Raw genomic sequence first — 13,593 nt, forward strand, 5'->3', positions numbered from 1 at the left:
TCTGGTGTGTCACTGCCCCACTTTTCCATCGTCTATCCCTTTACGGCTGGTTCGCTGATTCTTAGCGTTAATAAATAACGTGCGCGCTAATTTAGCGCATTATTGACTCGCTTTCTAGCCTTAGATTGTGAAAGTGCGCCCACAATAGGACAAATAAATCCCTTTTAATATTAACCCATTGTGGTAAATTACCGCTCTTAGGGAAAGGCAAAAAGATAATAAGGGAATAGGGAGCCGTATGTCAGGGAAGGTAGTGCAACTCCATCAATTGATGGAGCATGAAGCGTTAAGCATTGAAACGGATTTTTCATCTCTAAAAGATAACGAGTTAAAGGCTTACCTTGCTACGGGTGAGTCATTATCAAGCCTTAAAACCGCCTTGACTCGCGGTGATAAACTCCTTCTTCTAAATAAACCTAAAGCGCCCATGTTCATCATGGACTTTCCCAAGGCTGAGCTAAGCACAGAAGACAGAGTCAAAATCATTCTTCACAGCTTAAAGCCCATGCAAGTCAGGCAAGCGCATCCCGCCATCAATACTGCCTATCCAAAGGATGTCATTAAGGCTATCGATGCTCGCTTAGGCACCGCAGGTGGCATGATTAATATTGGCGGCAACCCTTATCAAAGCCCGTCATCGGGTAATCTGCATCCGCCAGCGGAAATGCCTAAACGCACGAAAGAGCCGTTAGTAGCAGATCCTAAGTCTGAGCCACCCAAAAAGAAGGTGGCCGATACCTTTGCCATGGCGCCGAATCGACTGATTTTTAAATTGGTGTACGACGATAAAGAGCAAACCAAGGCAGCCAATGTGCCTTATACCGTCATCATGGAAGATGGTAAAAATACTCAAATTACGGGCACGTTAGATAAGCATGGTAAAGCAGAAGTACAACCCAACACTAACCACGCCGCTTTCATCTTATTTGGCGATGAAGCTCTAGCGGCTGAGGCACAAAATACGCTTGATAATGCTTATACCAAGCTCGATAACGCCATTAACAACAAAGCTAAACAAAGCGCTCAACATGCTTTCGATAAGCTCAATCAGCAACAAAGTCAGCAGCAAAAGGTACCAGTCACTCAAGCGTTTGCCGATGCGGTTAATCACAAACTGGATGAGCTAAATCAACAAAGCCAGGCATTTAATAATCAGTCTTTTTTAAGCCAATCCTGGGACATGGCCAAGGCCGCGCAATCTGGTGCTGCCAGCGGTGTAACCGAATATCTACCTGACTTAGGGGATTTTGGTGATCTGTTAGATGCGGCAGACATTAACGTCACTATGCTCATCGAGGCCATTGCCACGGGTGATGTGGATGCGCTGGAAGATAAATTCCAAGCATGGAAAGAGCGCGGTAAACAAGGCATGTGGGAAGCGTGTGATACCATGGAAATGCTGATTTTGTTACTCAGCGACAGCCAAGGCCGTGAGTTAATTGCCAGTTTACCGGCGCGCATGTTGGCCGCCCTGCCGCCCGACAAAGTAGTGGAAATGAGTGCCTATCATGTCACGCAATTGGGCATGGACACCGCCGTGGTCAGTGGCGGTACCGCAGTTGGCACCCTTGCAGGTGGCGTCGGTGGCCCCATTGCCTGCGCCTCGCTCTTGCTTGCCGCCAATGGCCGCAAGGCAGGTAAAGTGCTAGAAGAAACCGTTGAAGTGCTTGGCGAGATGAAAGACGCCCTCAAAGTGGTGCGCAACAACAACACCAAAAAACAGCTGTATAAAAAAGACCCGTCCATCCCTAACCATGAAGCGGATCTCAATACCCGCACTTTTGTGACGCCTTTGAAAGAGAACAAACAAAACAACAAGCACAAAGAAGACGAGGATAAAACGCACAAATGCGACTGGAAAGACTGTAAGGGTAAGCATAAAAAACCGATCCATTACCCAAATAATGGAGTCATTAAGCGGGATAATGTTTTTGCTAAAAAATGGGTCAAAGCTGGGTTAGAACCTTGGGTTATTTATGGGGCAGGTAAAGACACTAAAGCCACAAAAGAAGAATATCAATCAATAACGAAAAAAATGAGTGATGTTAATAAAGCCGTCAATATGCAACATCCTGAGTATCCCACACAAAAGCATCACTTGATTTCAATCAAGTTATTTAACAATGTATTAAAGCTAAAACATAATGCCAAATTGGCTGGTTATGATGTTAACCATCATAAGAATGGCATTTGTTTACCCGCATTTAAATTCGATATTGCTCAGCATGATTTGCAATGTCACAGAGGAAACCATTCTAATGATCATTATTATGACAAAATTGCACCTTATTTAAAGGATATTGAAAAAGAAATAAAAAAATCATGCAAAAATAAAAATGATTATAAACAACAAAGTCAAGAGGTAATTAGTGAGCTAAATGAGCTATCTAATGATATTAAGAAAAATATTATTTCTTGGAAATATTTGCTTAGAAAGAAAGCTTTAGAAGAAAGAGAATTGGCTATAGAACGTATTGAAAATATTTATAAAAATTAAAAAAGGAAGTGTGATTTTATGTACTGGGTAATGTTCACAGAAAGACAAACTGATAATGAAAAAATTTTGTTTGGAGTACCTTCAGTTATAGAGGATTTAGACCTAGAGTGTGATGAAGGGTGCCATATAACAGGTGAGATCCCTTTAATTGAATTTGCACCAGAAGAGAATTTTGAAACATTAACAGATAACTTAAGTGCGCCAGGGTTCGGAGGGCTACTTGCAAATAAACGCGTTTCTCAAACATTAAGAAATGCGGGTGCTAATAATATTCAAGAATTCCCAGTGTTGTTAAAAGGTGTCAATGACAATCAAGATTGTACCGATTACGATCTAATTAATATCATTGGTGATGCCGATATCATTGACTACGATAAATCAGATGTAGTGCTGAGGCGTCCAGGTAATATAAAACGAATAAATGCATTATCATTTATCGATACCTCTGATATGCCTTTACCCTATATTTTTCGTTTAACTTCTTTTCTGCCACTTGTCATTGCTCACGACAAAGTCAAACAAGCTTTTGAAGCGAACAATATCACTGGGTTTACCTTCTACAAACCTGAAGATTTTTATCTGTAAATTACAAAATCCTAAAGCGGTTTTTCTTCCACTACTTTGAATAAGACTGAGGCATCGATGATGCCTTGGTACTTTTTATAAGGTCAATGGCTGCCTGCCCAGTCATAGAAAAACGGCACAAAACCGCTATCACCAATCAGCTTCATCAGTAAAATGCACAATACGACCACCACAAAGCTAATGCCATATTCTACCGGATCCCCCGTTCTAAATCGGCCACCAAACAAATGAAACCGCCTGTCACTGTGAGATGGAAGAAAAAAAGTCGTACATAAAGCAAGCATAAGCACTCTTCGTTATACTTTATGTTTTGGAGCTAAATGAAAAGGGAGCTTAAATGAAAGCTGGTATCTTTACTTTTTTATTGTTATCGATAAGCCTGCTTTTGTTTTTGCAACAGGCTAACGCCAAACAGGTCATTAAGTTAACACCTCAGGTACGCATTATTCCTAATGAAATACCCACTTCAACTTTTTCAGATTTGGAATTAGCCTTGATTCGACCTTATTTGTCTCAAAATCTGATTGTTTCTTCAGATTGGCTTGGGGCTCAATTTTTAGTAATTGGAAGCGATGAACCGTCAATGCTCTATCGGGAAAGCAATACGATATATGTGAATGGTGTACTGCCAAAGGGAGCATTATTAGGCGTTTATCAACAAGGGAGGCAGTTTGAGTCAAGTCATTCAGGCCAAATCGAGCAAGAGATGATACTGGTTGCAAGCGTTGTGGTGAGCGATTCTGGTTTTATTTCAGCGGTTAAAGTACTGAGTAGTTTTAGAGAAATACAATTGGGTGATGTTGTCGCCGTGCAATCACAGGGCATGATTATGCCTTCTTATTATATTCCTAATATATCTCAATTAAATATGCCCGCATCTATTATTGCGTCAGAGGCGCAAAGGACGGCTATGGGCGTGATGGATGTGGTTTATCTCAATCAAGGACGTTTTCAAGGCGTTAGGGAAGGGCTGTTATTGTCTATTTCTGGGGAAAATGAGTCAGTGATTTTGCTGGAAAAGGATCAGGTAGTTCGCCTTAATGAAGGAACGGCCTATGACAAAATGATGGCGAGTTATCATTGGGATCCTGCCTTTGTGATGCCGCGTGTTCATTCGGGAAGGCTTATGATATTTAAAGTTTTTGATAACATGAGCTTTGGGATCATCATGGAAAACCTAAGGCCGATTCGAGTGGGTGACAGTGTTGGTGGTCGCTAGGACTTGGAGCTGGAAGCACAGGAGGATTTATCGAAAATGAATTGGTTGACTGGTTAATTGTCAGTAGTGCCTCTGGGTTAGGACCTGCTCGAATAAAACAATTATTAAATGCAATGACAATGGCTGAACTGAGAGATAAGGTTGAGCATGAACCAGCGGCATTGGCTTCAATGGGGGCGGTTTCTTCTAAAGCGATGAGCGTCAACTTTGCTTTAGTGGAGCGGGCATTGAATTGGCAAAATAGTGATCCACTTCATCATATTATTTATCCCCAGCATGCAATGTATCCCCCTTTATTAAATGAACTATCCGACCCCCCCTCTCTTTTGTTTATCAAAGGTGAGTTAAATCATTTACTCGTCCCTTCTATTGCTATCGTAGGCAGTCGAAGTGCCACGCAGTCAGGGCTCACAATTGCACATCAATTGGCTTCAGAATTAGCCCTTATGGGGTTGAATGTGGTCAGTGGAATGGCGATAGGGATAGATGGCGCCGCTCACCAAGGAGCGCTAGATGTTAATGGGCGTTCTTTTGCTGTATTAGGCACCGGAATTGATATTATTTACCCTAAACGGCATGAGCGTTTGTATCATGCTATCTATCAGCAAGGTTGTATCATTAGTGAATTTTGGCCACAAGTGAAACCTTATGCAGGTAATTTTCCTAGGCGTAATCGTATCATTAGTGGCTTGTCGTTGGGGACATTAGTGGTTGAGGCTGCAAGGAAAAGTGGCTCTTTAATTACGGCTAGATTAGCCATGGAACAGGGAAGAGAAGTCTTTGCTGTTCCTGGGAATATTTTAACGGGTCAAAGTCAAGGTTGTCATGATTTATTGCGTAATGGTGCTAAATTAGTCGATAATGCGCAGGATATCGTCGAAGAATTAGCAGCTTTATGTCATTTTCACCTTGAACAAGTGAAAAGTCGTCACCATATAGAGGTGGATAAGGCCTCTGATTTGCCATTTGCCTCCCTGTTAGCTAGTGTTGGTTATGAGACCACACCAATTGATGTTGTGGTTGAGCATAGTGGAAAAACCATAGAGCTAGTATTAGAGCAGTTGCTTGAATTGGAATTGCAAGGGTGGGTTACTGCTGTACCCGGTGGTTATGTAAAATTAAAGAGGAGCTAACCATGTTTGATATCCTCATGTATTTATTTGAAAACTATGTTCATGGTGAAGTAGAGTTACTTGTCGATGAGGACGAGTTGACCAAAGAACTGACACGAGCTGGATTTCATCAAGCCGATATTATTAAGGCTTTAACTTGGCTAGAATGTTTAGCAGACTTACAGGAGAGCGATAAACCTTACTTATGTGATCACACACAACATTCTTTTCGGATTTACACCCAGAATGAGATGGATAAAATCGATGTAGAAAGCCGCGGTTTTTTGTTGTTTTTAGAGCAAATTAAAGTGCTAAGTGTTGAGACTCGAGAAATGGTTGTTGATCGAGTGATGGAGATTGATGAAACGACACTGGTTTTAGACGATTTGAAATGGGTAGTGCTAATGGTGTTATTTAATGCACCAGGGCATGAATCCGCTTATGAACAAATGGAAGATTTGATTTTTGAGCAGCCAGACGGACGGCTTCATTCTTAAGTGCTGATAATAAGGGGCAGCGTTTCAGTTAAGGTGTGGGTGGTTGAGTAATAAAAGGAAGCGAAAGCTTCCTTTTTTGATCGAATGAGACTTGTTAGAATGAGATTCATGGGCAGATAGGATAAATGAGAATATCATGGTAAAGATTGATCAAGATTTATTTCAACCTCCTGCTAAAGAGCAAGAGGCTTGTCCTTTGTGTCACGGTGCTCTTGTGATTAAAAACAGTAAACATGGTGGGTTTTTAGGGTGTGAGCATTATCCGACTTGTGATTATACTCGACCTTTGGTACAAACCAGCCAAATGGAAGCGCAAGTTATTACTGGCTCTGAGTGTCCTGATTGTGGCCATGAACTGGCTGTGAAATCGGGGCGATTTGGATTGTTTATCGGTTGTACGCAATATCCTGAGTGTCATTATATTGAAAAACATTCTCATAATGAGGCAAATGAACTTGTGCATTGTCCTATTTGTGAGCAGGGGCAATTAGAGCATAAGACTAGCCGATTTGGAAAAAGCTTTTATGCTTGTAGCGATTACCCTAAATGTAAGTTCATCGTAAATTATAAGCCAGTTGCAGAGTCGTGCCCTGAATGTGATTTTGCGATTCTTGTTGAACGTAAGGGAGCGGCGGGTTTACGCCTTGAGTGCTCGAAGAAATCCTGTAAGTACAAACGATCCGTTAAATAGAATGTTTTTGTAGACTCAATGAAGTTATCGAGGGAATCATGTTAGAAGTGTCGCCATCAGATGTGGCTGTAGTAATAGATAATGGTGGCGTTATTGCTTACCCAACTGAAGCCGTTTATGGTTTAGGTTGCGATCCTGATAATTTAACGGCAATAGAAGCATTGCTGGCGATTAAACAGAGAGCTTGGCAAAAAGGATTGATCCTCGTTGCCGAAAAATATGAGCAATTGCTGCCTTACATTGATGAATCCAAACTGAATTCATCACAATTATCTTTTGTACAAAGTAAATGGCCAGGACCTTATACCTTTATTATGCCTTGTAAAGATAATTTGTCCCCTTTGATTAGAGGCGCATTTGATACTATTGCTGTGCGTGTGTCTGCACATGAGGGAGTACGCAGTATATGTCGTGCCATCGATAAGCCGATTATTTCTACCAGTGCCAATCTGTCTGGAGCTGAACCGGCTATGTCGATGACAGAAATTAAACAGCAATTTGAAAGCAAAATAGCCGGGGTTGTCATTGGAGAGCTTGGCACACAAAAATCGCCGTCCACGATAATAGACAGTATGAGTGGACAAATATTAAGACAAGGATAAATAAGCGTAATGAGTATACCTGATGCCAATGTAGTAAAAGCATTTTTACTTGAATTACAAGATAAAATCTGTGCAGGTTTAACAAGATTAGATGGACAGGCTGATTTTAAAGAAGATCAATGGACTCGTGCTGAAGGGGGAGGTGGGCAAAGTCGTGTGCTGACTCTAGGTCAGGTATTTGAGCAGGCTGGTGTGAACTTCTCTCATGTTATGGGTGAGGCAATGCCTGCCTCTGCTACGGCACATCGCCCCGAATTAGCCGGTCGCAGCTTTGAGGCCATGGGCGTATCTTTGGTTATTCATCCCAATAATCCGCATATACCAACAACCCATGCAAATGTGCGATTTTTTATTGCCTATAAAGAAGGCGCCGATCCTGTTTGGTGGTTTGGCGGTGGTTTTGATTTAACCCCATTTTATCCATATATTGACGATGTCATTCATTGGCATGAAACGACCAAGGCCTTGTGTGAACCGTTTGGAAAGGCCGTTTATCCAAAGTACAAGAAATGGTGCGATGAATATTTTTGGTTACCACACCGTAATGAAACCCGTGGTGTCGGAGGCTTGTTCTTTGATGATCTTAATAAAGAGGGGTTCGATAATAGCTTTGCGTTTATGCGGGCGGTGGGGGAAGGTTTTCTAGCGGCTTATGCGCCCATTGTTGAACGTCGTAAAGATACTGAGTTTAGTGAGCATCAGCGTCAATTCCAGCTTTATCGCCGTGGTCGTTATGTTGAGTTTAATCTCGTTTATGATCGAGGTACCTTGTTTGGTTTGCAAACGGGTGGGCGCACTGAGTCAATATTGATGTCAATGCCGCCACTAGTGCGCTGGGAATATGGTTATACGCCAGAAAAAGACTCTCAAGAAGCAGAGCTATACGAGCGCTATCTTAAGCCTCAAGACTGGTTAAAGCTTGGAAGTTAGTCTTTATTGCGCATGTTATTGGCAAGCGTTGAAATGGCCTGAAAAATCACTCGTTGATGCTCAGGCTTTTTTATTACCTTGATAATGGCTTGATCCATACAGGTGAGCCACTGATCGACCATTGATTGATTAATAGCAAACGGCATATGCCTCGCTCGCAACGCAGGGTGACCATACTTTTGTTGGTATAGTTGCGGGCCACCTAACCAGCCACTTAAAAATTCAAACAATTTCTGTTCAGAGTCATCAATAGGCGAGCGATGAATGGCTAATAAAGGCGCAGTATCTTTACGTTGTCGCATTTGTTTATAAAACTCTTTTGCTAATAAACGGATAGTTTTCTCACCACCAATCAATTCATAGGCATTTGACTGATTTTCATCACGGTCATCATTTTTTGTATTGTTGGGTTTGTCGATAGCAAATAACGTCTTTAACCACTTCATTGATTACTGCCTTAATAGAAACCTGCTGAGATTATAACGATATTTTTGATATTGGGTAATTAGAGTGGCAGTGGATTGCATTATTGCACCTGTTAATATTTTGCTACAAATTGATTTAATTATTAGCTGTATTTTTGTTAGTAACTTGGTTAGATTAAGGCAAAATAATAATAGGAAGTCACATGATTAGATTTGCACCGTTATTAAGCATAATTACGGTATCTGTAATACTCTCGGGATGCGAACAGACTCAAGACCAAGCACCTCACGTCAGTATTGATCAAAACCCTTATCCAAGTACTTATCAAGCCTTACCTAGCAATATGACGTTAGTGACGAATGCCACTGTGTTAACTGCTGCTGGAAATAAGCTTGAGAATACAGATTTATTATTTACCCAAGGTAAAATTACTGCAATTGGTAAGCAATTGTCTAAAACGAATACTATATCCAATGAAGTGATTGTGATTGATGGAACAGGTAAATGGATCACACCGGGTATTATCGATGTTCACTCTCATTTAGGGGTTTATCCTAGTCCGAGTACATCGTCACATCAAGATGGTAATGAAATGACTTCCCCGGTTACTGCCGAAGTTTGGGCAGAGCACAGCGTATGGCCTCAAGATCCAGCGTTTAATCGTGCCCGTGAAGGCGGTGTGACGACACTACAGATTTTACCCGGATCGGGTAACCTTATCGGTGGGCGTGGGGTGACGTTGAGGAATATCCCTGCCGTGACCATGCAAGGAATGAAATTTCCAGATGCACCTTATGGATTAAAAATGGCGTGTGGTGAAAACCCAAAAAGGGTTTATGGTAAGCGCAAGCAAGTGCCGATGACACGAATGGGAAATATGGCGGGATACCGTCAAGCATTTGCAGAAGCAACAGAATATAAACGTGCATGGGATGAATATGATGCCGATTATGCTGCGGGATTAAATCCTACTCCGCCGAAAAGAGACTTGACGAATGACACTTTGAAAGGGGTCTTGGAAGGCGATATTTTGATCCATAATCACTGCTATAAATCAGAAGAAATGGCGATGATGATAGATTTAGGTAAAGAGTTTAATTATCACTCTGGTACTTTCCATCATGCCATCGAAGCTTACAAGATTGCCGATCTACTTGCTCAAAATGGAAATTGTGCTGCAATGTGGCCTGATTGGTGGGGATTTAAAATGGAAGCCAATGATATGGTTTTAGAAAATGTCGCAATAGTCGATGCTGTGGCGAATTCTTGTGCTGTGGTTCATTCAGATTCCAGTATGACTATTCAACGTTTAAACCAAGAGGCCGCCAAAATTATGTATAACGCTAATCGACATGGGTTTGCGTTAACTGAGGCGGATGCCATTCGTTGGATTACGTTAAATGCTGCCCAGTCCCTGGGGATTGCGGATACAACGGGTTCACTTGAAGTTGGAAAAAATGCTGATATTGTGATTTGGGGTGGCAACCCTTTCAGTGTTTATGCTCAAGCAGAGCAAGTTTTTATTGATGGCGCTAAGGTATTTGATCGTCATGATGATGCTTATCGTGCAACAAGTGATTTCATGTTAGGTCAAGGTTAAGGGGTAAGGCATTGAAAAAATTTAATGGAGTATTTTTAGCGATATCAATGTTGGCGGTTACAGTCCCTTGGAGTGCTCTGGCACAAACTCTGGCGATTACAAATGCCAAAATCTACACCTCGACAGAGAAAGGTGTATTGGCCAATGCATCAATTGTCATGGAAGCGGGTAAAATCATTGCTGTCAATCCTGAGAATATTGAAGCCGATACTATTATTGATGCGAATGGAGGAGTGCTGACACCGGGCTTTATTGGTGTGATGAACTCTTTAGGTTTAGTTGAAATAGAGTTGGAAGCAATCACTCAAGACAATAAAGATAAAAAGGCAGATATGACATTTGATCCTAGCCTTGGGTTTAACCCTAAAAGTACGGCGATCCCTTTTGCCAGAAAAGGCGGGATCACACGCAATGTTGTTGCAGCGAGTGCTGAAGAAGACAGTATTTTTGCAGGGCAAACCATTGCCGTTGAATTGACAGGGGAATGGGATAGCATTATTGCTACTGAGCAAGCCTTGTTTCTGAAGTTAGGAGCGGTTAAAGAGGGCTCTCGTGTCGTGGGAATGCAAACGCTCAAGAATAAACTAGAAGAGCGTCAGCAAGCTGCTAAGGAAGTGAACCCCAAAACGCCAGATAATCCTTTAATGGCTGAGTCAGTGAGAGAGAATGCTGTTATCGATGCCGTGCTTGCAGGTAAAAAAACATTAATTGTGAGTGTCGATCGCGGCAGCGATATTGTACAACTCATCAAACTTAAACAGCGCTTTGGATTGAGTTTAGTGCTACTTGGCGCGGCTGATGCCATATCTGTAGCGCCGCTACTGGCGAAAGAAAAGATCCCTGTGGTGATAAATGCGATGCGTAATTTACCTGAAAGCTTTGATTCTTTGAATAATGCTTCGAATAATGCCGCTAAATTAACGCAAGCTGGCGTTAAGGTGATATTAACAACGGGTGGTGATGCCCATGGCATTTATGCCTTACGCTACAGTGCTGGTCATGCCGTTGCGAATGGCATGGAGTATAGTGCAGCGATGAAAGCCGTTACTGCAAATGCTGCTGATGTTTTTCAGCTTGATGCGGGGCGTATTGCTGTAGGTCAGTCAGCAGATGTGGTGTTGTGGAATGATGATCCGTTTGAATATAGTAGTCATGTACAACAGATGTGGATAGCTGGAGAAGAGCAAACCGTTGAAAGTCGTCAAGACTTACTTAGAGATCGTTATATGACAAAATCAAGTATGCCAGCAGCTTATTCTCAGTAAATTTAGGGAGTGATGATCTTTGGTGATTGTTTCTGCTCCATAATCGCTGTCTGTAGTTTTCGGTTAAATGTATTTTATTCTTTGTAGAAGGTTCTTCTATTTAAGGAAAAGGGGCTTAGAATGACTAGGCTCTACCTCTTTTGCTGCGATTGAAATATGTTCGTCCTGAGTGTAATTTAACCACGGAAGATCAATAGTCCCTAATGTAGATAGTAAAAAAATAGAGTTAGTCCACAATGGCTAGCCCTATTTTTTTTTGTCGTTTGAGGTATCATGGCGATATAAAAATGAGGATAAAATTGATGATTGATAAGTATGCGGTTTTTGGCAATCCTATTGCGCAGAGTAAATCACCTTTTATTCACACTGAGTTTGCTAAGCAAACTCAGCAAAAAATCATTTACCAAGCTATTCTCGCTCCAGTGGATGATTTTCCCCAAACATTAGCGGCATTCTTTAAGGCGGGGGGGAAAGGTGCGAATGTCACCGCCCCCTTTAAAGAGCAAGCTTTTGAGGCTTGTGATGAACTTAGCGAATTAGCTAGTCTGGCTGGTGCCGTAAATACCTTAATACGCTTAGCGGATGGCCGTATTCGAGGGGATAATACTGATGGCGTGGGTTTAGTCAGTGATCTAATACAGCAATTTGGTGATCTTAAAGGTAAACAGGTACTTTTAGTGGGGGGGGGGGGTGCTGCTAGGGGGTGTATTAAGCCATTATTAGAGGCGGGAGTTCAACTCACTATTTGTAACCGGACTCACAGTAAGGCGGAGCAGTTAGCTCAGATTTTTAAAGAGTTTGGCTCTGTGGAGGCCACATCGCTTGAAGCACTAACGAATGAGTATGATGTGATTATTAATTCAACGTCAGCCGGATTAACAGGTAAGCTTATTGTCTTGCCTGAGAGTATAGTAAGTAATAAAACAGTCTGTTATGACATGTCTTATGGTGCTGAAGTCACATTATTTAATCAATGGGCTGTAGCTCAAGGGGCCAATAAAGCTATTGATGGTTTGGGGATGCTTGTGGGTCAAGCGGCGCAAAGTTTTTATCTTTGGCGGGGTGTAAAACCTAATATCGTACCTGTGCTTAATAAACTTCGTCAGCAATTATAATAGGTACACTATGAATCAAAGCGTTTTATTTTCCGATTTACAAGAGTGGAATACTCAACACATTTGCATTGATTTTCCTGCTCAAGTACAAGGCGCGAATATTCAATGTCGTATCGGATTAGCATCATTAGTGCGGATATCGAATAGTGTGCTAAACGCCAATGATCATAATATATCGGTTAAGGCATTAGCACTATTCGATGACTATCGTTTTGATATCGAAGAAGAGGTTGAAATGCTCATCGCACAAGAGGCGTTTGATGAGCATGGCCGTATTACGCTATAAGTACGGTTGGAGTGATTAAGGTGTTTGTGATTGCTCACTTAAGTATTCATCTTTCAGCTTTACATAGTTATCTGCAGATTGTGGCAAAAAAGCGAGCTCTTCTTGGGTTAAGGGACGTATTTGTTTTGCTGGGCTACCGACATAAAGGTGACCCGCTTTTAATGTTTTGCCAGGGGGCACTAAAGCGCCTGCGCCAAGAATGATGTCATCTTCTAATACTGCACCATCTAAAATGATCGCCCCCATTCCGATTAAAATACGGTGACCCACTTGGCAGCCATGCAGCATCGCTTTGTGGCCAATGGTGACATCATTACCAATAATAAGTGGATGCCCTTCTGGATTGGAGGTTGATTTACGGGTGACATGCAAAACGCTGCCATCTTGAATATTCGTCCGTTTGCCAATATGAATATGATTCACATCTCCTCTTGCCGCGACCATGGGCCAAACACTGGCATCATCATCTAAGGTAATGTCACCCACAAGAACTGACGCTTCATCTATATAGACACTTTTATTCAGTGTCGGGGTTATTCCTTTATAGCTACGCAGTGATTTAAACATGATCGATACTCTTAATAAGATGAATAAGTGAATTATACTGGGTTAATATACGATAAGAAGCCTAAAAGTGAGTGTTTGTGCGTTTTAATTATCCATTTAGCTGGCTTTGTGTTCACTTAAAGGGTTTCTTTAAATTAAATGCAAAAAAGCCCTTGCGCTCATTCCAAATCTCCCTATAATGCGCACCCACTGACACGGCAA

15 protein-coding genes are annotated in these 13,593 nt (G+C 41.8%); 12 read left to right on the forward strand and 3 right to left on the reverse strand.

Annotated elements, in window-relative coordinates:
* Positions 1 to 238 precede the first annotated feature (238 nt).
* Both Q0779_RS23015 and Q0779_RS23020 read left to right on the forward strand, forming a co-directional pair.
* Positions 239 to 2,497 (forward strand): AHH domain-containing protein, encoded by a 2,259-nt coding sequence (locus Q0779_RS23015; protein ID WP_298776495.1) that lies wholly within the window; start codon positions 239 to 241, stop codon positions 2,495 to 2,497.
* Positions 2,498 to 2,515: 18 nt separating this feature from the next.
* Positions 2,516 to 3,082, forward strand: coding sequence for a DUF1629 domain-containing protein (locus tag Q0779_RS23020; protein ID WP_298776498.1), 567 nt, complete (start codon positions 2,516 to 2,518; stop codon positions 3,080 to 3,082).
* A gap of 83 nt (positions 3,083 to 3,165) precedes the next feature.
* Here Q0779_RS23020 and Q0779_RS23025 read toward each other — a convergent pair whose 3' ends face one another.
* Positions 3,166 to 3,366, reverse strand: a complete 201-nt coding sequence (locus tag Q0779_RS23025) for a hypothetical protein (RefSeq protein WP_298776500.1) — start codon at positions 3,364 to 3,366, stop codon at positions 3,166 to 3,168.
* A gap of 53 nt (positions 3,367 to 3,419) precedes the next feature.
* On the opposite strand from Q0779_RS23025, the gene Q0779_RS23030 reads away from it, so the two are divergent.
* The 6 genes from Q0779_RS23030 (at position 3,420) to hemF (ending at position 8,133) form a co-directional block, all read left to right on the forward strand.
* Positions 3,420 to 4,301 carry a hypothetical protein gene (locus Q0779_RS23030; RefSeq protein WP_298776503.1) on the forward strand — a complete coding sequence of 294 codons (882 nt, stop codon included), beginning with the start codon at positions 3,420 to 3,422 and terminating at the stop codon, positions 4,299 to 4,301.
* 113 nt (positions 4,302 to 4,414) lie between these two features.
* Positions 4,415 to 5,434, forward strand: coding sequence for a DNA-processing protein DprA (gene dprA, locus Q0779_RS23035; protein WP_298776521.1), 1,020 nt, complete (start codon positions 4,415 to 4,417; stop codon positions 5,432 to 5,434).
* A gap of 2 nt (positions 5,435 to 5,436) precedes the next feature.
* The gene (locus tag Q0779_RS23040) at positions 5,437 to 5,910 is read left to right on the forward strand and encodes a DUF494 family protein (protein WP_298776504.1); all 474 of its coding nucleotides are present in this window, start codon (positions 5,437 to 5,439) and stop codon (positions 5,908 to 5,910) included.
* Between the two features lie 136 nt (positions 5,911 to 6,046).
* Positions 6,047 to 6,601, forward strand: a complete 555-nt coding sequence (locus Q0779_RS23045) for a topoisomerase DNA-binding C4 zinc finger domain-containing protein (RefSeq protein WP_298776505.1) — start codon at positions 6,047 to 6,049, stop codon at positions 6,599 to 6,601.
* Positions 6,602 to 6,639: 38 nt separating this feature from the next.
* A complete protein-coding gene (locus Q0779_RS23050) occupies positions 6,640 to 7,203 on the forward strand; it encodes an L-threonylcarbamoyladenylate synthase (RefSeq protein ID WP_298776506.1) in 564 nt (187 codons plus the stop codon).
* 9 nt (positions 7,204 to 7,212) lie between these two features.
* Positions 7,213 to 8,133, forward strand: a complete 921-nt coding sequence (hemF, locus tag Q0779_RS23055; RefSeq protein ID WP_298776507.1) for an oxygen-dependent coproporphyrinogen oxidase — start codon at positions 7,213 to 7,215, stop codon at positions 8,131 to 8,133.
* On the opposite strand, the gene Q0779_RS23060 is transcribed toward hemF, so the two are convergent.
* A complete protein-coding gene (locus Q0779_RS23060; RefSeq protein ID WP_298776508.1) occupies positions 8,130 to 8,579 on the reverse strand; it encodes a group II truncated hemoglobin in 450 nt (149 codons plus the stop codon). The genes hemF and Q0779_RS23060 overlap by 4 nt on opposite strands.
* Positions 8,580 to 8,761: 182 nt before the next feature.
* Here Q0779_RS23060 and Q0779_RS23065 point away from each other — a divergent pair, with 182 nt between their 5' ends.
* The 4 genes from Q0779_RS23065 to Q0779_RS23080 all read left to right on the forward strand — a co-directional run bounded on the left by Q0779_RS23065 (position 8,762) and on the right by Q0779_RS23080 (position 12,825).
* Positions 8,762 to 10,159, forward strand: a complete 1,398-nt coding sequence (locus tag Q0779_RS23065) for an amidohydrolase (RefSeq protein ID WP_298776510.1) — start codon at positions 8,762 to 8,764, stop codon at positions 10,157 to 10,159.
* Positions 10,160 to 10,170: 11 nt separating this feature from the next.
* Positions 10,171 to 11,424 (forward strand): amidohydrolase family protein, encoded by a 1,254-nt coding sequence (locus tag Q0779_RS23070; RefSeq protein ID WP_298776513.1) that lies wholly within the window; start codon positions 10,171 to 10,173, stop codon positions 11,422 to 11,424.
* A gap of 302 nt (positions 11,425 to 11,726) precedes the next feature.
* Complete coding sequence (gene aroE / locus Q0779_RS23075; RefSeq protein WP_298776514.1) at positions 11,727 to 12,539, forward strand: shikimate dehydrogenase; 813 nt, start codon at positions 11,727 to 11,729, stop codon at positions 12,537 to 12,539.
* A 10-nt stretch (positions 12,540 to 12,549) separates the two neighbouring features.
* Complete coding sequence (locus tag Q0779_RS23080; protein ID WP_298776517.1) at positions 12,550 to 12,825, forward strand: DUF1488 domain-containing protein; 276 nt, start codon at positions 12,550 to 12,552, stop codon at positions 12,823 to 12,825.
* A gap of 15 nt (positions 12,826 to 12,840) precedes the next feature.
* Here the strand turns inward: Q0779_RS23080 and Q0779_RS23085 are convergent, their stop codons facing one another.
* On the reverse strand, positions 12,841 to 13,392 hold the full coding sequence (locus tag Q0779_RS23085) for a gamma carbonic anhydrase family protein (protein ID WP_298776519.1): 552 nt from the start codon (positions 13,390 to 13,392) through the stop codon (positions 12,841 to 12,843).
* Positions 13,393 to 13,593 lie beyond the last annotated feature (201 nt).

The organism is uncultured Shewanella sp. (assembly GCF_947491715.1).
GTDB lineage: Bacteria > Pseudomonadota > Gammaproteobacteria > Enterobacterales > Shewanellaceae > Shewanella.